The organism is Rickettsiales bacterium, from assembly GCA_033762595.1.
In the GTDB taxonomy this organism is placed as follows: domain Bacteria; phylum Pseudomonadota; class Alphaproteobacteria; order Rickettsiales; family UBA8987; genus JANPLD01.
In genome coordinates, this window is sequence record JANRLM010000028.1 from 19,725 (window position 1) to 38,144 (window position 18,420).

At 34.6% G+C, this 18,420-nt stretch carries 22 protein-coding genes; 6 read left to right on the forward strand and 16 right to left on the reverse strand.

Going from position 1 to position 18,420, the window contains the following annotated elements; genetic code table 11:
- Positions 1-81 precede the first annotated feature (81 nt).
- Positions 82-468: a type II toxin-antitoxin system PemK/MazF family toxin gene (locus SFT90_01970; protein ID MDX1949250.1), complete on the reverse strand. Its 387-nt coding sequence runs from the start codon at positions 466-468 to the stop codon at positions 82-84.
- Positions 469-556: 88 nt separating this feature from the next.
- Here SFT90_01970 and dnaX point away from each other — a divergent pair, with 88 nt between their 5' ends.
- From dnaX to SFT90_01985, 3 genes are read left to right on the forward strand one after another with little or no spacing between them, the layout of a single operon-like run.
- Positions 557-1,813 carry a DNA polymerase III subunit gamma/tau gene (gene dnaX / locus SFT90_01975; GenBank protein MDX1949251.1) on the forward strand — a complete coding sequence of 419 codons (1,257 nt, stop codon included), beginning with the start codon at positions 557-559 and terminating at the stop codon, positions 1,811-1,813.
- 38 nt (positions 1,814-1,851) lie between these two features.
- On the forward strand, positions 1,852-2,217 hold the full coding sequence (locus tag SFT90_01980; GenBank protein MDX1949252.1) for a hypothetical protein: 366 nt from the start codon (positions 1,852-1,854) through the stop codon (positions 2,215-2,217).
- A 42-nt stretch (positions 2,218-2,259) separates the two neighbouring features.
- Positions 2,260-2,580 (forward strand): YbaB/EbfC family nucleoid-associated protein, encoded by a 321-nt coding sequence (locus tag SFT90_01985; GenBank protein ID MDX1949253.1) that lies wholly within the window; start codon positions 2,260-2,262, stop codon positions 2,578-2,580.
- Positions 2,581-2,596: 16 nt separating this feature from the next.
- On the opposite strand, the gene SFT90_01990 is transcribed toward SFT90_01985, so the two are convergent.
- The 4 genes from SFT90_01990 to SFT90_02005 all read right to left on the reverse strand — a co-directional run bounded on the left by SFT90_01990 (position 2,597) and on the right by SFT90_02005 (position 4,946).
- On the reverse strand, positions 2,597-2,818 hold the full coding sequence (locus SFT90_01990) for a hypothetical protein (protein ID MDX1949254.1): 222 nt from the start codon (positions 2,816-2,818) through the stop codon (positions 2,597-2,599).
- A 104-nt stretch (positions 2,819-2,922) separates the two neighbouring features.
- The gene (locus tag SFT90_01995; protein MDX1949255.1) at positions 2,923-3,204 is read right to left on the reverse strand and encodes a GIY-YIG nuclease family protein; all 282 of its coding nucleotides are present in this window, start codon (positions 3,202-3,204) and stop codon (positions 2,923-2,925) included.
- A gap of 72 nt (positions 3,205-3,276) precedes the next feature.
- Positions 3,277-4,470, reverse strand: a complete 1,194-nt coding sequence (gene metC / locus SFT90_02000; GenBank protein MDX1949256.1) for a cystathionine beta-lyase — start codon at positions 4,468-4,470, stop codon at positions 3,277-3,279.
- A gap of 11 nt (positions 4,471-4,481) precedes the next feature.
- Positions 4,482-4,946 (reverse strand): hypothetical protein, encoded by a 465-nt coding sequence (locus tag SFT90_02005; protein MDX1949257.1) that lies wholly within the window; start codon positions 4,944-4,946, stop codon positions 4,482-4,484.
- A gap of 84 nt (positions 4,947-5,030) precedes the next feature.
- Between SFT90_02005 and ahcY the strand changes: the two genes are divergently transcribed.
- Positions 5,031-6,344, forward strand: a complete 1,314-nt coding sequence (gene ahcY, locus SFT90_02010) for an adenosylhomocysteinase (protein MDX1949258.1) — start codon at positions 5,031-5,033, stop codon at positions 6,342-6,344.
- Between the two features lie 57 nt (positions 6,345-6,401).
- Here ahcY and aspS read toward each other — a convergent pair whose 3' ends face one another.
- Positions 6,402-8,228: an aspartate--tRNA ligase gene (gene aspS, locus SFT90_02015; protein MDX1949259.1), complete on the reverse strand. Its 1,827-nt coding sequence runs from the start codon at positions 8,226-8,228 to the stop codon at positions 6,402-6,404.
- 132 nt (positions 8,229-8,360) lie between these two features.
- On the opposite strand from aspS, the gene trpA reads away from it, so the two are divergent.
- Complete coding sequence (trpA, locus tag SFT90_02020) at positions 8,361-9,155, forward strand: tryptophan synthase subunit alpha (GenBank protein MDX1949260.1); 795 nt, start codon at positions 8,361-8,363, stop codon at positions 9,153-9,155.
- Positions 9,156-9,166: 11 nt separating this feature from the next.
- On the opposite strand, the gene lysA is transcribed toward trpA, so the two are convergent.
- The 7 genes from lysA to hflK are packed head-to-tail and all read right to left on the reverse strand — an operon-like array spanning position 9,167 to position 14,644.
- On the reverse strand, positions 9,167-10,396 hold the full coding sequence (lysA, locus tag SFT90_02025) for a diaminopimelate decarboxylase (GenBank protein ID MDX1949261.1): 1,230 nt from the start codon (positions 10,394-10,396) through the stop codon (positions 9,167-9,169).
- 4 nt (positions 10,397-10,400) lie between these two features.
- Positions 10,401-10,526 (reverse strand): hypothetical protein, encoded by a 126-nt coding sequence (locus SFT90_02030; protein ID MDX1949262.1) that lies wholly within the window; start codon positions 10,524-10,526, stop codon positions 10,401-10,403.
- A gap of 31 nt (positions 10,527-10,557) precedes the next feature.
- Complete coding sequence (gene dnaJ / locus SFT90_02035) at positions 10,558-11,688, reverse strand: molecular chaperone DnaJ (protein MDX1949263.1); 1,131 nt, start codon at positions 11,686-11,688, stop codon at positions 10,558-10,560.
- A gap of 59 nt (positions 11,689-11,747) precedes the next feature.
- The gene (locus tag SFT90_02040) at positions 11,748-12,134 is read right to left on the reverse strand and encodes a J domain-containing protein (GenBank protein MDX1949264.1); all 387 of its coding nucleotides are present in this window, start codon (positions 12,132-12,134) and stop codon (positions 11,748-11,750) included.
- Positions 12,135-12,608 (reverse strand): SsrA-binding protein SmpB, encoded by a 474-nt coding sequence (gene smpB / locus SFT90_02045; protein MDX1949265.1) that lies wholly within the window; start codon positions 12,606-12,608, stop codon positions 12,135-12,137.
- A 2-nt stretch (positions 12,609-12,610) separates the two neighbouring features.
- Entirely contained in the window at positions 12,611-13,495 is an 885-nt protein-coding gene (hflC, locus tag SFT90_02050) for a protease modulator HflC (GenBank protein ID MDX1949266.1), read from the reverse strand.
- A 3-nt stretch (positions 13,496-13,498) separates the two neighbouring features.
- Positions 13,499-14,644 carry an FtsH protease activity modulator HflK gene (gene hflK, locus SFT90_02055; GenBank protein ID MDX1949267.1) on the reverse strand — a complete coding sequence of 382 codons (1,146 nt, stop codon included), beginning with the start codon at positions 14,642-14,644 and terminating at the stop codon, positions 13,499-13,501.
- Positions 14,645-14,722: 78 nt separating this feature from the next.
- Between hflK and SFT90_02060 the strand changes: the two genes are divergently transcribed.
- Positions 14,723-15,796, forward strand: a complete 1,074-nt coding sequence (locus SFT90_02060) for a P-loop NTPase (protein MDX1949268.1) — start codon at positions 14,723-14,725, stop codon at positions 15,794-15,796.
- On the opposite strand, the gene SFT90_02065 is transcribed toward SFT90_02060, so the two are convergent.
- Genes SFT90_02065 through SFT90_02075 form a run of 3 tightly spaced genes read right to left on the reverse strand, consistent with a single transcriptional unit; the run spans position 15,791 to position 18,377 of the window.
- Entirely contained in the window at positions 15,791-16,675 is an 885-nt protein-coding gene (locus SFT90_02065; GenBank protein ID MDX1949269.1) for an NAD(P)-dependent oxidoreductase, read from the reverse strand. The two genes, SFT90_02060 and SFT90_02065, sit on opposite strands and share 6 nt — an antisense overlap.
- A complete protein-coding gene (locus SFT90_02070) occupies positions 16,672-17,130 on the reverse strand; it encodes a hypothetical protein (GenBank protein MDX1949270.1) in 459 nt (152 codons plus the stop codon). The genes SFT90_02065 and SFT90_02070 overlap by 4 nt, the downstream gene beginning before the upstream one ends.
- 2 nt (positions 17,131-17,132) lie before the next feature.
- A complete protein-coding gene (locus SFT90_02075; protein MDX1949271.1) occupies positions 17,133-18,377 on the reverse strand; it encodes a DegT/DnrJ/EryC1/StrS family aminotransferase in 1,245 nt (414 codons plus the stop codon).
- Positions 18,378-18,420: the final 43 nt, after the last annotated feature.

The window sequence follows — 18,420 nt, forward strand, 5'->3', positions numbered from 1 at the left end:
ACTATTAGTTATTAATGTGTTATAGTATCTATACAACTAGACGTAAGTCGATGCGGCTCCCGAGAGGGAGCCGAATAAAAGCTACAGACTTTCCTTAATTTTTCCAATAATTTCATAAAATTGTTTTTCTGACAACCTTGCTATTTTTTTGAGAAGCCTTTTAGAATCAATGGTTTTGATTTGATGAATTATAGCAGATTGCTCAACTCCATTTAATGTAAATTTATGGTAATAGGGATTATCCTCTTTTATTTTACTACTTAGTGGAACCACAAGAAGAAGTTTTGCATTTCTCTTTTTGCATACAAGAATAGGCCTTGCGGATTCTTTGCCCTTACCATCTTGCTCAAAGCCAATATTAACGCCCAAATTACACCACCAAATTTCTCTCTCAAAGAAAATTGGCCTTTTTTTATGTAAATCAATTTTACTTTTTAGTTTGCACCAATTTTCATAGTCCTTTTCCATAATGATGATATTTTTCTTAAAATAGATAGTGCAATAAGTTTTACTATAAACTATAAAGTTGAAACTGATTTTGCAAGATTAGCTTTTTATGTCAAAATATCAAGTTTTAGCGAGGAAATATCGCCCTAAAAAACTCTCCGAGCTTATCGGGCAAGATGCCCTTGTGCAAACAATTTCCAATGCAATTTCTCAGAATAGATTGCCGCATGCTTTTGTTCTAACTGGTATTCGTGGCGTAGGTAAAACTTCAACCGCCCGAATTATCGCAAGATCTCTACTTTGCACAGGTGTTGATGATAAAAATGAACTTCCAACCACTGAGCCTTGTGGGGTTTGTGCAAATTGTCAATCTATCTCAAATGATAATCACATCGATGTTATTGAAGTTGATGCCGCCAGCCGAACTGGAGTTGATGATATTCGTGAAATTATTGATCAAGTTTCCTACGCACCAGTAATGGGTAGATATAAAATTTACATCATCGATGAAGTTCACATGCTTTCAAAAAGTGCTTTCAACGCACTTCTCAAAACGCTTGAAGAACCGCCTTCGCATGTAAAATTTATCTTCGCAACTACTGAGGTAAGGAAAATTCCAGTTACAATTCTCTCTCGTTGTATGCGTTTTGATTTGCCGAGAGTTAAGGGCGAAACACTGATAAATCACTTCTCTAGAGTGGTTGAAGCTGAAAATGCCAAAGTTGATATTGATGCAATTAGAGTTATTGCTGATGCCTCTGAAGGCTCTGTGCGTGATGGTCTTTCCTTGCTTGATCAAGCAATTGTAACCAATAATGGTGAGGAAGTTACAGCTAAAAAAGTTAGGCAAATGCTTGGGCTTTCTGATAAAGATAATATCTTTTCTTTAGTTGAAAATTTGTTAGAAGGCAATTTTGAAGCCTCTCTTGAATTATCACAAAAAATTTATGATGAAGGTGCTGATGCGAATGTTATCATCAAAGATATGCTAGAGGTTACGCATAAATTAATGATGTATAAAGCAAGCCCTGCCCTGCTAAACCCTAAATTAATTAGTGAAGTAGAAATTACAAAAGCAAAACAAATTTTACAAAAAAACTCCCTGCCGAAATTAGGCAGAATGTGGCAGGTTATTAATAAGGCAATTGAAGAATCTAATTATTGCCCTAGCCCTTTAATGGCGTTGGAAATGTCTGTAGTTAGGTGTTGTTATACAGCAAAATTGCCAACTCCAGAAGAAATTATCTCAGGTAAAGCAAGCATAAATTTTGCGACTAAAGAAGAAATTATTACGCCAACTGAAGCAGTTCAAGAACAAGAAGAAGAAAATTTATTCGCTCAAAAAAAAAGCCTTCTGAACAGCTAGAAACCTCAGAAACTCTGGTAATTAAGGATTTTACCAATATTAATAATTTCTCTGAGGTTGTAAAAGCATTGCAAAATGCAGGTGAAAACCTTACGGCCTCTTGGGCGGAGAACCTTAAAATATCTAGCTTTTCAGCAAGTGATTTCAAAATTGAAGTTACTAAACCAGTTGATTTTTCTATCATTACGCAAAAAGAATTTTTAGAGAAATTAAGGCAGGTTACTAATCAAAATTGGCAGGTTATTTACATAGATGAAATAGAGGCAAAAAGCGATGCGATTTCAATAAATCAGCAGAAAATTTTAGAGATTGAGAATAGAAAAAAACAGGCTATAAATAGCGATGCAATTCAAAATATTCTCAAAGAATTTGAAGGTGCAGAAATAATTTCAGTAGTGGCTTAACTCCTATGTCACACAGCAAGAGCATAACAAAAAAATAAAATTATGAATATAAATCAATTAATGAAGCAAGCACAGAATATGCAGAAAAAGCTTATGGAAGCTCAATCGCAAGTGGAAGAGATGGAAGTAAGCGGTGCTTCAGGTGGCGGTATGGTGAAAATTACTATTAACGGCAAAGGCCACGCAAAATCTATTGAAATTGCACCAGAGCTTATAAACCCTAGTGAGAAAGATATTCTTGAAGATTTAATAATTGCTGCAATTAATGATGCAAATTCTAAAAAAGAAGATGAGGCCTCAAAAAGAATGGCTGATTTAACTGGCGGCTTACAACTTCCACCCGGCTTCAAAATGCCATTTTAGTTTATAAATAGTTATATCAATTATTTGCATCAATTAATTCTTCATCAGTGAAAACTGATTTTTTGATAATTCCGATTCTTTCAATTTTGACAGGGGTTGAGATGCCTGATTTTTCAAGGGCTTCAAGAGCTGTTTCTGCTTCAACTAGTTCGAAATCTTTTTCAGTTTTGAAGATTTTATAACCAGATTGAGATTTTTCCTTAATATTTTTTACCTTAAATTTCGCCTCTTTTAACATTTTTTATAACTTTTTAATAATTATAATAACTTTTTAGTTCTAGTCATACCTGCCCCGTGTCAAGCACGGGATAAACTCCGGCAGGTATCCAGCGGAGGAAAAATTTATAAATCATAGTATAAATCTTTCCATTCTGGGTTAAATTTTACAATTTCTTTAATTTTGTAAATTCTTTTCCAGTTTTTAATTTGTTTCTCTCTAACTATTGCCTCTAAAGGATTATCATAAATTTCATAATATACTAAATTTTTAACGCCATATTTTTTTGTAAAACTATCTGCCAAACCTTCTTTATGCTCCCAAATTCTTCTAGATAAATTATTAGTAACACCTGTATATAACGTGCCGTTTGGTTTTGAAGATAAAATATAGACAAAATATTCCATTTTTGCTCTGGCTGGATACCTGCCGGAGTTTATCCCGTGCTTGACACGGGGCAGGTATGACTAAGTTTTTTTCTATCTAAGCCTATCAAAACCTTCCGCAAGGTCAGCAATAATATCGTCTGGGTTTTCAAGGCCGATATAATATCTTATAACTGAATTTTGATATTTATCTTTGGTTTGAGTTCTAATACCATCAAAAATAACCCTTCTAACAAGGCTTTCAAAGCCACCCCAAGAAGCACCGATGCCGAATATTTCATAATTATCTATCATATTAGCAATTTGAGAAGTGCTATAATTTTTATCAAGCACGATTGAAAATAATGGCGTTGCACCGCTAAAATATTTCTTCCAGTTTTTATGTTCAGAAAATTTTGGATAAGAAGGTGCTAAAATTTCAGAAATGCATTTTTGTTTTGAAAGAAAATCCAAAATTTTCTCAAGGCTGTTTTGCTGATATAAAAGCCTTGCAGAGAGGCTTCTAATACCCCTTAGAGCTTCATAGCAATCTCTTGGGCTAACTGATGCACCAAAATTTTTGTAGTTAGTCGCAATCTTGCTAAAAACTTGCTCGGAGCCAGCGGTAATTGCACCCATTAAAACATCTGAATGTCCATTGATGTATTTAGTTATAGCGTGAATTGAGACATCAAAGCCAATTTCAAGTGGCTTAAAATAAAAAGGTGTTGCCCAAGAATTATCAATAATAGTGATGATATTATTTTCTTTAGCGAATTTTATAATCGGCTCAAAATCAATGATTTCAAAGGTATAAGAACCGGGGGCTTCAATGAAAATAACCTTAGTATTTGGCTTTACTTTTGAAAGCAAATCTTCAACATTATTTGGGATATAAAAACTAGTTTCAACCCCGAAACCGCTTAAAACTTTATTACAAAATCTTCTATTTGGTCCGTAAGCTGAATCAGTTAAAAGTAAATGGTCACCATTCTTCAAAAAGCTAGTTAAACAGAGGGTTATAGAAGAAAGCCCAGATGAAGTTAGCAAAGTTGCGTAACCATTTTCAAGCTCTTTTATAACTTCTTGCAGGGCAAAATTTGTTTGATTTCCTGCAATGCCATAAGCTGGATCAGTGGTTTTTGCATCAAATAAATCCTCATAAAAACCCTCGCCCCTTTCAGCTTTTTCGTAGGCTTCCATAGTTGGAAAAAGCAAGGTTGAGGAAAATAAAATCGGTGGATTTATTGTTCCAAAATGCTTCAAGGAATTTCTGCCCTTTTGAACTAATTTAGTTTCTATTTTCATAAATATTTTTCCTAAAAGGATTTCCAAGAAATACCTATAACCAAATCAGTGATTGTATCATCAATATTGCAAAAAGGCATAATGCAATCACGATATTTTATAACTATATTACCTTTATTAACAAACTGCCCAGATGAAAGCACAAAAACCCTATTATCACAGGCATTATCCATAGCCTCAGCTAAATTAGAGCCTGGTAAAATTCTTTTGTCATAGGAAGAAACGTATCTATCCTTAAGCTCTTTGCCAAAGGCTATTGTTAGGTTCTTACCTATATGTTTGCATTGATAAATCTTTTTTCTTTGTGAGGTTGCATTGGCTTGAAAATGCATACAATTATCCCACATATCTATAATAGAATTTTGATTAAACTTTTGAAATAAAGGGGTTTCTGCGTTTTCTCTAAGGTTATCCCAATAACTTTTAAGGCGGTTTACCAAACGCCTTTCTGATATATTTTCTGTGTTGATTGACATCTTAAAATTTTGGTAATTATTATTAAGTTTACTATTTTGCTTTAGTATTTATAAACAATTAAAACAAATAAAAAACTAAATTCAATGCAAAATAAAATTGTGAAAATAGCCGAGAAAAATGATTATAAAGTTAAAGATATAACTCTTGCTGATGAAGGCAGAAGGCTGATTGATTTGGCAGAAACTGAAATGCCCGGCTTAATGGCACTTCGTAAAGAATATAAAAATAAAAAACCTTTAAGTGGTGCAAATATTATCGGTTGTCTTCACATGACTGTAGAAACAGCAGTTTTAATTGAAACCCTTACAGAGCTTGGTGCTAATGTTCGTTGGAGTTCTTGCAATATTTTCTCAACCAATGATTACGCAGCAGCTGCAATTGCTAAAGCAGGTATTCCAGTTTTTGCTTGGAAGGGAGAAACTGAAGAAGAATTCAACTGGTGTATTGAGCAAACCATAATTGCCGATGGCTGGCAGCCTAATATGATTCTTGATGATGGCAGCGATGCAACTGATATGGTGATTAAAAAATTCCCTGAAATTGCGAAAAATATTCGTGGGGTTTCGGAAGAAACCACAACAGGCGTTAAAAGATTAAGAGAGCTTGAGATGGAAGGCAGGCTTCAATTTCCAGCTATCAATGTGAATGATTCAGTTACAAAATCTAAATTTGATAATCTTTATGGTTGTCGTGAAAGCTTGCTTGATGGCATTAAGCGTGCAACTGATGTGATGATTGCTGGCAAAATCGGTGTGGTTGCTGGTTATGGTGATGTTGGTAAAGGCTCAGCTTTTGCATTAAGAAGCCAAGGTGCAACGGTTTTAGTTACTGAGATTGATCCAATCTGTGCATTACAAGCCTCAATGGAGGGTTTTAGAGTGGTAACTATGGAAGAAGCGGCGTCTATAGGAGATATTTTCGTTACCGCGACAGGCAATAAGGATATTATTACTTACAAACATATGGAAAAAATGAAGGATAGAGCCATTGTTTGCAATATAGGGCATTTTGATAATGAAATTGATGTTGCTAGCACCAAAAACTTAAAATGGCGTAATATCAAGCCTCAAGTTGATGAAATAACTTTCCCTAGTGGCAATAGAATTATTTTACTTGCAGAAGGAAGATTGGTAAATCTTGGCTGTGCCACTGGCCACCCTGCTTTTGTAATGAGTTGTAGCTTCACAAACCAAGTGGTTGCCCAAATTGAACTTTGGCAGCATCATAAAAAATATGAGAATAAAGTTTATGTTCTTCCAAAACATCTTGATGAAATGGTAGCAAAACTTCACTTAGATAAAATCGGGGTGAAACTTACAACTTTAACCGCCTCACAAGCAGAATACATAGGTGTTGATATTGCTGGGCCTTTCAAGCCAGATACTTATAGATATTAGGCTGAAGAGCTTCATTCCTACAAAAACGGATATGACTAAGTTAGTTAATTGAACTATTTAGTTTTTTGACTTTTCAACTGCATCTTTTGCTTTTGGGGAGAGTTGGATATTTAATTCACGAAGTTGTTTTTCCTCAACAAAGCAAGGGGCGTTCATCAATAAATCTTCTGCATTTTGATTAAGTGGGAAGGCGATGATTTCCCTGATATTCGGCTCATCAGCAAGCAACATAACCATTCTATCAACACCTGGGGCAATACCGCCGTGAGGTGGTGCACCATATTTGAAAGCACGGATCATTCCGCCGAATTTTTCATCAACAATTTCCTTGCCGTAACCAGCAATTTCAAATGCTTTATACATTAATTCTGGCTTGTGATTTCGAATCGCACCGCTTGAAAGCTCAATACCATTACATACAATATCATACTGGAAGGCTTTGATTGCAAGTAAATCCTCCTTAGTTTTCGCATTCTGCAAGGCTTCAATTCCACCTTGAGGCATAGAGAAAGGATTATGTGAGAAGATGATTTTGTTTTCTTCCTCATCCCATTCATAATAAGGGAAATCCGTAATCCAGCAGAATTTGAAAACATCTTTTTCAAGCAGATTTAATTCTTCACCTATAATTTTGCGGAATTCACCAGCCTGCTTTGCGGCTTTATCTTTCACGCCACACGCAAAAAACAGACCGTCGCCCGCGTTGATATTATTTTGTGTTTTGAGTGCTTCAATTTGTTCTGTGGTAAGATTTTTAGCTATAGGCCCTTTTCCTTCACCGGTTGCATCATCAAAAATTATATAACCTAAACCTGCGTAACCGAGTTCTTTTGCGAGCTCATTTTTCCTATCAAAAAAACCACGCCCAAGTTTTGCAGTTTGTGGCGCAGGTATCGCACGCACTATCGCACCAGTTTCAATTTGTTTTGCGAAAATACCGAAATTAGAATTGCGGAAAACTTCTGTCGCATCAGAAATTATAAGCGGATTGCGTAAATCTGGCTTATCAGAGCCATATTTCAGCATCGCATCATCAAATTTAATATGCGGGAATGGACTTGCAGTCATCTTTTTATTGCCACCGAATTTAGTGAATAACTGCACCATTAATGGCTCAACGGCTGCAAAAACATCTTCCTGTGTAACGAAACTCATTTCCATATCTAGCTGATAAAACTCCCCCGGAGAGCGATCTGCACGAGCATCTTCATCACGAAAACAAGGTGCGATTTGGAAATATCTATCAAAACCGCTTATCATTAAAAGTTGTTTGAATTGCTGTGGAGCTTGCGGAAGGGCGTAAAATTTACCAGGATTCAAACGGCTTGGAACTAAGAAATCCCTAGCACCTTCAGGCGATGATGCCGTTAGGATTGGCGTTTGGAATTCCATAAAACCCTGCCCTGTCATAAAACTTCTAATCTCAGAAATAACTTTTGAGCGAAGCACAATATTATTATGCAATTTCTCACGACGCAAATCTAGGAAGCGATATTTTAGGCGAGTATTTTCAGGAAATTCCTTATCAGTATTTACCTGCACTGGAAGCTGCTCATCTTCAACCAAGCTTTCGCCAATTAAATCTTCAACTACAACTTCAATTTCACCGGTTGGCATTTTTGGGTTCACTGCTTCTTTAGCACGCTCAATCACTTTGCCAGTGATGGTAATTACTGATTCAAAGCGGATTTTATCCGCATTTTCAGGGTTGATTTTTCCACCTTGAGGGAAAACCAATTGCGTAACGCCGTAATGATCCCTTAAATCAATGAATAGAACGCCTCCGTGATCCCTTTTTCTATGCACCCAGCCAGATAAACGAACGATGTTACCCGAATCATTTTTACGAAGTTGATTGCAATTGTGAGTTCTATATTTATGCATTTTAATAGGTGTTGGTAGTTGGGAATTGGGAATTAGTTAAAACTAACTCCTAACTCCTAACTCCCAATTCCCCTTCTAGACAAAGAGAACTTATTGTGTATATTTCCCTCAAAATCAAGAAATTTTCTAAAAGTGAGAATAGATAATAAATTTTCTGAACTTAAAAAACAAGGCAAGAAAGCATTTATTTGCTATCTTATGGCATCTGACCCATCTGAGAATTTTACCGCTGAAATTCTTCCTAAGATTGTTGATGCTGGTTGTGATATAATAGAACTTGGAATGCCATTTTCTGACCCAATGGCAGAGGGGCAAATTATCCAAGATGCTACCAAAAGAGCATTAAAAAATAATTGCGATATAAATAAAGTTTTTGAAATCGTTTCAAATTTTAGAAAAACCAATAATCACACGCCAATTATTCTAATGGGATATTATAATCCAGTGCTGAAATATGGCGTGCAGAAATTTCTTGAAAACTCTAAATATTCAGGCGTTGATGGGTTTATAATCGTTGATTTGCCTTTTGAAGAAGAAAATGAATTCACTAAATTTAGTAAAGCTTTGGATTTACCTCTAATCAGGCTTACAACACCAACAACTGATGAAAACCGTGCGGAAAAAATTTTGAAAACTGCGAGTGGATTTGTATATCACATCAGCGTTTCAGGCGTTACAGGGCAGAAAGAAGCCATTGCAGATTCGGTTGCAAGCGGAATTTCAAAGATTAAGAAATATACAAATCTGCCAGTTTGTGCAGGTTTTGGAATTAAAACTGCCTCTCAAGCTAAAGAAGTTGCCAAGAACGCTGATGGCATTGTAATTGGCTCAGCACTTATAAAAATGATTGAAGAAAATCTTGAAAATCCAAAACTTGCAGAGGAAAAAATCATCAATTTTGTAAAGGCAATTAGAGAGGTTCTTTAGCTTTCAAAAAATCACTCATACTCAAAAATTTCTGAGATTTTTTGGCGACGACGAATTATTTTGAATTTTTTATCATCAACCAAAATCTCAGGAATTAACGGTCTAGTGTTGTAATTGCTTGCCATTGAAGCACCATATGCACCAGCATTTAGAATAACTAAAAGCTCACCAGCTTTGAGATCAAATAATTTTCTATCCCTACCGAAAATATCAGAAGATTCACAAACTGGCCCAACAATATCATAATTTTTCTTTTCACCATCTTTATCCCTAACCTGAATAATCTCGTGATAAGCGCCGTAAATTGCTGGTCTTGCTAGGTCATTCATTCCAGCATCTAAAATTGCGAATTGCCTTTCCCCAGTATTTTTAATGAATTGAACTTCAGTAACTAAAATTCCAGCATCACCAGAGATTCTTCTTCCTGGTTCTAAAAATAGTTTAAGCCCCGTTGATTTAACCGCAGAAATTATTGCTTTTGCGTAATCTTTAATAGAAATTGTTTCTTCATTTTTATATTTTATTCCAACACCACCGCCGAGATCCAATCTTTTTAACTCAAACCCTCTTTTTTTGAGAGTATTCGCAAATTCTGCAACTTTTTGGAAAGCCTGTTTGAATGGCTCAATATCAGTAATTTGGCTACCGATATGGCAGGCGATGCCTTCAATTTTTATGTTATCTAACTTAGCTGCTGAATCATAATATTTCTTAGCATCTTCAAGTGGAATGCCGAATTTATCGTGCTTTCTGCCGGTGGTAATTTTTTCGTGAGTTTTGCCATCAACATCAGGGTTTACCCTAAGTGAAACTTTTGCTTTTTTCTTGAGTAGACCAGCAATTTTATCAATGATTTCAAGCTCCTCTAGGCTTTCAGCATTTAACTGACCAATGTTTTTTTGTAGTGCAAATTTAATTTCTTCTTTAGTTTTTCCAACACCAGAAAAAACAATTTTTTCAGGCTTGATGCCTGCCTTCAGAGCTCGGATAATCTCACCCTGTGAAACCGTATCCGCACCACTCCCAAGACTAGCAAGTAATTTCAAAATATGGATATTTGGGCAAGATTTTACTGCAAAGCAAATTGTGGTTGGGTAATCAGAAAAGTTTTGTTTGAACTCTTTATAATTGTTTTCAAATTGCTTTTTGCTATAGCAATAGAAGGGTGTTCCAACTTTTTTTGCAATTTCATTTATTGCAAGATTTTCAATGTGTAGAATTGAATTTTTATAATCTAACATGTTTTCATTTTTCTGATTTTGCTAAATCTTGTTCACGCGGTGGTAGGGTTAAAGCCCTTTTCATTCCGCAGGAGGAAGTTAGCATCAAAACTACAAAAAGCAAAATCAAGATTTGAGTTTTATTTTTCATTTATCTAAATTTTTAAGTTTTTTCTAAAAATTTAACCATCTGTGCCAGTAAAGAAATCCTTCACATTGCTAAAAAAGCCTTTGTCTTCCTCAGATAAAGTTGCATCTAGCTGTTCTAACAACTCCTTTTGTTTTTTGTTGATGCTAGTTGGGATTTGAATATTTGCATGAACATATAAATCACCCACAAAGCCAGAATTTACCTTCGGCATTCCCTTGGCTTTTAGCCTAAATTGTTGACCTTGCTGTGTGCCAGCCGGAATTTTCAGCTTCGCTTTTGAGCCATCTATACACGGCACTATAATCTCACCGCCTAAAATTGCAGTCGTGATTTTTATTGGTACGGCGATGTGCAAATCAGTATTTTCTCGAGAAAATAAATTATGATCTTTAATTGAAATGAAAATATATAAATCTCCAGCTTGACCGCCCTGAACGCCAGCTTCTCCTTCACCTGTGAGCCTTATTCTCATACCTTCTTCAACGCCTGCTGGGATTTTGACAGAGAGGGTTTTTTCTTTAGTGATTCTTCCTTCACCACCACATTTTTTGCAAGGATTTTTAATTATATAACCAGTGCCGCCACAAGTGCCACAAGTTCGTTCCACCATAAAGAAGCCTTGAGAGGTGCGAATTCTACCTGTTCCATTGCAAGTTCCGCAAGTCTCCTTTTCTTTTTTGCCTTCGCTGCCTGTGCCGTTGCAGGAATCACAAGTTGCTTTAGTTGAAATTTTAATTTGTTTATTTTCACCTTTGAAGGCTTCTTCAAGTGAAATTTCTAGGTTATATCTTAAGTCAGAACCGCGATTATTATTGCTGGCCTTTCTTTGTCTGCCACCACCTCCACCACCGCCAAAACTGCCAAATAAATCTTCAAAAATATCAGAAAATCCACCACTAAAATCAAAGGGATTGCCACCATTTCTACCGCCACCAAAGCCACCATTCAAGCCGGCCTCACCGAATTGATCGTAAGTTTGGCGTTTTTTATCATCTTTTAGAACATCATAAGCAGCGTTGATTTCCTTAAATTTCTTTTCAGCCTCTTTATCATTGGGGTTTTTATCTGGGTGATATTTCATCGCAAGCGTGCGGTAAGCTTTTTTAAGCTCCTCAGCAGATGCGTTTTTTTCTACGCCTAGTATTTTATAATAATCAGCCATATTATTAATTAGAAAAATAATGTATTACAAATAGTGAAAAAATAAAGATTTTCAATAGGCTACCAATTTTGTGAGTTATTATTGTCATCAATAAGCTCACTAACAATCAAATTATAGGCTTTTTTTAGTTTTTGTTCATCAGAAATAGCATTTGATAAGCCTTTTTTGAGGCCAACTGAAATTTCCTCTTTTTTACGAAAATAAGCTGCACGAATATCATCACCGCCATTTTCAGCGTCAATACCTAAAAAGGTGTAAAGAGATTTTATTTCCAATTTTATTTGCCTGAAAGCCTCAGTGATTTCCAAAAATTTCTTATTTGAATTTTCATTGTTATCGCCAACTTTATCTGGGTGATATTTTGCAGATAGGTTTCTATAATTTGCTTTAATAAGGCTTATGGGAGAGGTTTCTTCAACTTCAAGTATTTGATAAGGATTTGTCATTTATAATTGCTTATTCTTAAAGTTTCTTTGCTTTTCTCTCTGCCAATCCTTTTCTTTTATAGTTTCTCTTTTATCATATTTGGATTTACCCCTGCCAAGCCCAACCTTTATTTTAACTAAGCCTTTAGGATTAAAATATATCTCTAGTGGAATTAATGAAAAGCCTTTTTGTTTTATTTTACCAATTAATTTTTTAATTTCTCGCTTGTGAAGAAGTAATTTTCTTTCACGAGTGGGTTTATGATTATATTTTCCAGCATTTTTATATTCGGAAATGTGAAGATTTTTTAGCCAGACTTCTTCCTCATTATTTGCGGGTGTGATTATATCAGCGTAAGCATCAGTGATGTTGCATTGCCCCAAACGCAGGCTTTTAACTTCTGAGCCTTGAAGAATAATTCCCGCTTCAAATTCTTCTAAGATTTCATAATCAAAATAGGCTTTTTTATTTTTTACAATTAAATCAGAAGACATAATCAAAAACCATTTTGGTCTAAGCTTCTAAAATATTGCAAAAATTCACTATCAGGGGAAAGAACAACTGAAGTATCGCCACTTTTAAGGGATTCCTTATAAGCCTGCATAGCCCTGTAAAAAGCGAAGAAATCAACATCTTTGCCATAGCTTTCAGCGAAGATTTTACTAGCCTCACCATCACCCTCACCACGCAAAATTTCAGATTTTCTTTTAGCTTCAGCAAGGCTAATTGTTCTTTCTTTTTCAGCTCTAGACATTATTTCTTTGGCTTGTTCTTCACCCTCTGCACGAAATTCTTTTGCTTCTTTTTCACGCTCTGCAATCATTCGGTTGAAAATAGAATTCAAATTTTCACGAGGTAAATCAGCCCTTCTAATTCTTAAATCAACTATTTTCACTCCAAATTCTTCAGCTTTACTAGAAACATTTATTTTTATTTCATTCATTACGGATTTTCTTTTTTCAGAGAGTAAATCTTGGAATTGAATTCTACCTAAAGTATTTTTAAGGCTTGCCATCATTATGGAATCAACTTTTTGATAAAGCCCATTATAATTCTGCACTGTCTGATAAAATTTTAGTGCATCAGTGATTTTATATTTGATAAAAGCATCAACTGAAACCTGCTTCTGCTTAACATCTGGCAGGGTTTTAGGCTCAAGATTAACTTCCAAAATTCTTTTGTCATATTTCACAACATCTTGCAGAAAGAAAGGTGCTTTGAAATAAAGCCCCGGCTTAGATTTTATCTCACCAATAGGTTTTCCAAATTGCAAAACAATGGCTTGTTGGCTTTGTTCAACAACATAAACGCTGCCATAAATTAAAAAAATTATTGCAGATAAAATAAAAGCAAAAATTTTTGCTTGATTAGTGAATTTCATAAATTACTTCTTTTTTCTAATTTCATTAACTGGCAGATAAGGCAGAACACCTGCAGAATTATCAACAATCATCTTATCAGTGCCGGTTAAAATTTGTTGCATAGTTTCAAGATACATTCTTCTTTTTGTAACATCTTTTGCCTTTGCATATTCATTATAAACTGAAACAAACCTTGCGGCCTCACCTTTTGCGATTGAGATAACTTGCTCTTTATATGCTTCCGCATCTTGAATTATTTTTCTAGCCTCACCACGAGCTTTCGGCACAATATCATTTTCATAAGATTTCGCTTTATTTATAGCGGTTTCCCTATCTTGTTTTGCAGTTTCAACATCAAGGAAGGCCGGCATTACTGGTGCAGGGTTCTGCACATCATTCAAATTCACCGCATAAATTTCAACTCCTGAATTATAACTATCCAAAATTTCTTGAATTATTTTAGAAACTTCACTTTCTATTTGGGCTCTTTTAGTTGTCATTGCCTCTGCGAATAGAGATTTTCCAATAACTTCACGCATTGCACTTTCTGCAACTAATTTTATAGTTTGCTCTGGATTATCAATTTCAAAAAGGAAATCTTTAGGCTCTTTAATTCGCCATTGCACAGCAAAACTTACATCAGCAATGTTAGTATCGCCTGTAATCATAAGGCTTTCGCTTGAAATATTGGCATTATCTGAATTTTCATCATTATAGCCAAAAAACCTTGTATTGCCTTGATTGGTTTTTCTAAAGCCAACTTCAATAGTGTTAATGATAGTTCTTTTAACAATTATAACTTTCTCAATCGGGTTTGGCAGGTGATATCTTAAGCCTTCTGAGGCATATCTATCAAACTTACCAAATCTAAGCACAACACCAACTTCAGTGGCATCAACTTTGTAAATTCCTGTGCTTGCCCAGCCAACTAAAGCAAGAATAATTAAAATAATTAAAGTTCTAAGATTGATAATTATCTCGCCAGAATTATTTGGCTTGATGTTAAAAATTTTATTAAAGTCATTACCACCCCCACTACCAGAAGAGCCATTAGAATTTTGAGGCTTTTCATTGTTATTTCCACCTGATAGTGAAGCAGGGTTCACGGGCTTTTTGCTGTTGTTTGGAATATTGCCCCAAGGGCCTTTATTATTTTCTCCCCACGCCATTTTTAACCTAATTAAAATTTAATTTTATAATCGCAATATATTCTATATTATCTCAGTTTCAAGTTGTATAATCACACTATGTTTTTCAAGAAAAAACCACAAATTACTAGAGAAGAAATTATAAATTTTGTTAATCCAATTTTTGATTCGCTTCGTGCGGAAGGGCTTTCAATCTCTGAGGAAAATATCGAATCAATAATTATTGTTGGTGATAAAATTTCTATGATAATTTCTGCCCCTCAAGAGATTGCTTCAAAAGAGCAAAGCGATAATATTCTCAAAATAAAAAATTATTTGCATAATATTATTTCTAAGGAATTTCCTAAATCTCAAGTGAATATTGTTTTTACTTCACCGAAAGAAAAGCCAGCTAAGAAAGATGATATTCAATATAATATTCCAAAACCGCCAAAGGCAAAAAATGTTGCGAATATCAAGAAAATTATAGCTGTAGCTTCGGGTAAAGGCGGTGTTGGAAAATCTACGATTGCAAGTAATCTCGCTTTATCACTTGCGAATAAAGGCTTGAGTGTTGCGCTAGTTGATGCGGATATTCACGGCCCTAGCATCGCCAAAATTATGAATATAAAAACTGAGCCACAAATTGTTGATAATATGATGATTCCAATATTATCCAATAATATAAAATGTATGAGTATGGGCTTTCTGCTTGGTGAAAATGCCCCTGCAATCTGGCGTGGGCCAATGATAACAAAAGCGTTGCATCAATTAATGCTTGGTGCAAATTGGGCTTCTGATGGCAAGGCGGTTGATGTTTTAATTATGGATTTACCACCCGGCACAGGTGATATTCAGCTTTCCATCGCACAAAATTATAAAATAGATGGTGTGATTTTAGTTTCAACCCCGCAGGAAGTTGCGATTTTAGATGTGAAAAAAGCCCATTCAATGTTTAGTAAATTGGAAATTCCTATTCTTGGAATTATAGAAAATATGGCTTATTTTGAAGATTCGCTTGGCAATAAAAATTATATCTTCGGTAATAGTGCAGTGCAGAAATTTTGCGATCAAAATAATGTAAAATTACTCGCCCAAATTCCGCTAATTTCTGATATCGCAAAAATTTGTGATGAAGGCTTAAACCCCTCAAGCCCTTGCATTTCTATTTTAGAGAAGATTGAGATTTTATAATAGCTTTAAGCCTTCTTCTAGAAGAATTTTTGGTTTCCAATTTGGCAGAATTTCACCTATGTAAGGTGTCATTATTTGGTTATTACGATAATCTATTGCACCCCAATTGATAGAAACTTCTTTTCCAGTAATTTTAATATATTTTTCAACAATTTCTCTTAGAGAAAAAACTTCAGAAGCTAAAAAATATAATAAATTTTTATTTTGAAAATCTTTATCATCAAGCAACTCAAAGGCTTTCAAATAGCCATTTATAGCATCGTCAATATAAACTGGGCTTAGTTTTTGAAGACCTTCAGTAAAATCAATTTTTCTATTATTTTTATATGCATCATCTAGCAGCCAAAAAAGCTTTTTACGATTATCATCTACGCCATAATTATCATATAAAACCAAAGTTATAGCACTTATATTCCTACATTTTGTGTAATATTCCAATATTTCTCTAAATGCTTTTTTTGTAGAGCTATACAAGCTATCGGGGTTATAATTTCCATCTAGACCAAACTCGGTAAAAGAAGTTGTATTAACAAATTTTAGGCAATTATTATTGGTTGCAGCTTCAATTAAATTATTTGAAAAGATAATATTGCTACTTATCAAATCATTAATATTTTCAGGTTTATGATCTCTCAAATACCAGCTTGCAATATGAAAAACGGCTGAAATATTTTTATTTTCAGTAAAAATTTTTTCTATTGAATTTATTGTGCCATCATAATCGTAAAGTGTTATTTTATCTTGAATTTCTAATATGTTTTTTAGACTAGAAGAAGGCCTTTTGATTGCTATAACTTCATAATTTTCTGAAATTAGCTTTTTTGCTAATTTACTTCCAACATAACCTGTTACACCTGTAACTAAAAACTTCTTACTCATAATTTAGGCCAATTATAAGGAACTTTATCAAATGACATTCTGCCAATTTCCGCGTCGTAATGCTCAATATTTGAAATAACTAATAGCAGGTTATCTGCTTTCGCTTCGCCACGATGTGCAAACCAAATTTTTGGTGGCATAGTGATTCTAAGGTAGCTATCTTCAGAATCTGGGCTCAAGAGATATTCCTCAAAATTTCCTTTTCCATTTTCATCACCATCATAAATTGCAAAACGCATTTTGCCGAATGGAACAATTAAATTTACCCTTGCTTCAAGATGAGTTTTCCAGCCTTTTATTTCATTAAATTTGGTCATTGAAAAATAAGCCTCACCAAAATTTTTGAAGCTATCTTCACTTTTTCTTAATGCGTGAAGAATATCTCCCTTTGGGTGATGAACACGCTTAATTTTGTTGATTTCTAAGCCTTTTATTTTTGATTCTATCAAGGACATATCTAATTATACTGCTTCAAAAATTCTTCAACTGAGCTGTGCATATGGGCAAACATCTCATCATTTAAGCCGTGATGGCAAGCAAGTAAAACTCCCCCTCTCATAACATTATCAGCATTTTTATAGCCTGAATTAGATTTTTTCATTTCAAGATTTTTATAACCTGGTTGACGAGTAATATTTCCAGTGAACACAACCCTAGTTTGAATATTTCTTTTCTCTAGGAAAATCTGTAATTCACTTCTGCTAAAAGGTGCGGATTCCTTAACTATAATTGGGAAGGCAAGCCAACCACTTCTAACCCCTTTTGTATAATTTGGCGTTGTAAAAAACTCAGAATATTTATCAAAGAATTGTTTTTGTTTATTGAAATTATTTTCTCTAGTAATGATATTTTTTTCTAAATCTTCTAATTGAACTAATCCAAAAGCAGCACCAATTTCTGAGCCTTCAAGATTGTAGCCAATTCTCTCAAATAAAAATTTTGCATCATATTGAATTTCATCAATGTAGACATTAAAGCGGTTTTCAATTGATTCTGATTTTTCATCAAATATAGAGGAACTTCTACCCCAAGAACGAAGCAATTTAGCTTCTTTCAAAAATTCATCGTCATTAATGCAGAGCATTCCACCATTACCAGCACAATTGATAATATGAGAGCCGTAAAAGCTGGTGATTGACATATCACTCCAAGCACCTGAAGGCTTGCCATTCAAAGTTCCGCCAAGCGTATCTGCGGAATCCTCAATGATTTTAAGATTATGCTTTCTCGCAATTTGTGAAATTTCTTCCCAATTACATACATTTCCCATTAAATTTGGTGCAGAAATTGCAACCGTGTTTGGGTTTATCATTTCTTCAATTTTATTGACATCAATGCAATAATCACTCTCACCTACATCAACATAAGCAGGGATTAAACCTGCTTTATAAATTGATCCAATAGTTGTAGAAAAAGTTAGGGCAGGGGTTATTACTTCCGCACCCTTCTTGAAGCCAAAAACTTTAGCCATTGCCTCAACGCCAATATATAAAGCAGATGAACCAGAATTTACAAAAAGCCCATATTTTTTATCAAAAAGATTTGCGATTTTTTTCTCAAATTCTCTGGCGTATTTACCCATCTGCGTGCCTTCATTAAGGCATTTAACCACTGCATCAATTTCCTTCTGACCATAAACGGTTTTTGCATAAGAAACGGCAATATTATTTTTATTTTCTTGAGTTGCGAGAGCTTGTTTCATAAGAATTCATTTTTGAAACAATATATATTGATTGCAAAGCAGT

Excerpts from the sequence above, each read along its gene's own strand:
- SFT90_01970 (MDX1949250.1), bottom strand. The coding sequence starts at position 468 with ATGGAAAAGGACTATGAAAATTGGTGCAAACTAAAAAGTAAAATTGAT.
- dnaX (MDX1949251.1), top strand. The coding sequence starts at position 557 with ATGTCAAAATATCAAGTTTTAGCGAGGAAATATCGCCCTAAAAAACTC.
- SFT90_01985 (MDX1949253.1), top strand. The coding sequence starts at position 2,260 with ATGAATATAAATCAATTAATGAAGCAAGCACAGAATATGCAGAAAAAG.
- SFT90_01990 (MDX1949254.1), bottom strand. The coding sequence starts at position 2,818 with ATGTTAAAAGAGGCGAAATTTAAGGTAAAAAATATTAAGGAAAAATCT.
- SFT90_01995 (MDX1949255.1), bottom strand. The coding sequence starts at position 3,204 with ATGGAATATTTTGTCTATATTTTATCTTCAAAACCAAACGGCACGTTA.
- metC (MDX1949256.1), bottom strand. The coding sequence starts at position 4,470 with ATGAAAATAGAAACTAAATTAGTTCAAAAGGGCAGAAATTCCTTGAAG.
- SFT90_02005 (MDX1949257.1), bottom strand. The coding sequence starts at position 4,946 with ATGTCAATCAACACAGAAAATATATCAGAAAGGCGTTTGGTAAACCGC.
- ahcY (MDX1949258.1), top strand. The coding sequence starts at position 5,031 with ATGCAAAATAAAATTGTGAAAATAGCCGAGAAAAATGATTATAAAGTT.
- aspS (MDX1949259.1), bottom strand. The coding sequence starts at position 8,228 with ATGCATAAATATAGAACTCACAATTGCAATCAACTTCGTAAAAATGAT.
- lysA (MDX1949261.1), bottom strand. The coding sequence starts at position 10,396 with ATGTTAGATTATAAAAATTCAATTCTACACATTGAAAATCTTGCAATA.
- SFT90_02030 (MDX1949262.1), bottom strand. The coding sequence starts at position 10,526 with ATGAAAAATAAAACTCAAATCTTGATTTTGCTTTTTGTAGTTTTGATG.
- dnaJ (MDX1949263.1), bottom strand. The coding sequence starts at position 11,688 with ATGGCTGATTATTATAAAATACTAGGCGTAGAAAAAAACGCATCTGCT.
- SFT90_02040 (MDX1949264.1), bottom strand. The coding sequence starts at position 12,134 with ATGACAAATCCTTATCAAATACTTGAAGTTGAAGAAACCTCTCCCATA.
- smpB (MDX1949265.1), bottom strand. The coding sequence starts at position 12,608 with ATGTCTTCTGATTTAATTGTAAAAAATAAAAAAGCCTATTTTGATTAT.
- hflC (MDX1949266.1), bottom strand. The coding sequence starts at position 13,495 with ATGAAATTCACTAATCAAGCAAAAATTTTTGCTTTTATTTTATCTGCA.
- hflK (MDX1949267.1), bottom strand. The coding sequence starts at position 14,644 with ATGGCGTGGGGAGAAAATAATAAAGGCCCTTGGGGCAATATTCCAAAC.
- SFT90_02060 (MDX1949268.1), top strand. The coding sequence starts at position 14,723 with ATGTTTTTCAAGAAAAAACCACAAATTACTAGAGAAGAAATTATAAAT.
- SFT90_02065 (MDX1949269.1), bottom strand. The coding sequence starts at position 16,675 with ATGAGTAAGAAGTTTTTAGTTACAGGTGTAACAGGTTATGTTGGAAGT.
- SFT90_02070 (MDX1949270.1), bottom strand. The coding sequence starts at position 17,130 with ATGTCCTTGATAGAATCAAAAATAAAAGGCTTAGAAATCAACAAAATT.
- SFT90_02075 (MDX1949271.1), bottom strand. The coding sequence starts at position 18,377 with ATGAAACAAGCTCTCGCAACTCAAGAAAATAAAAATAATATTGCCGTT.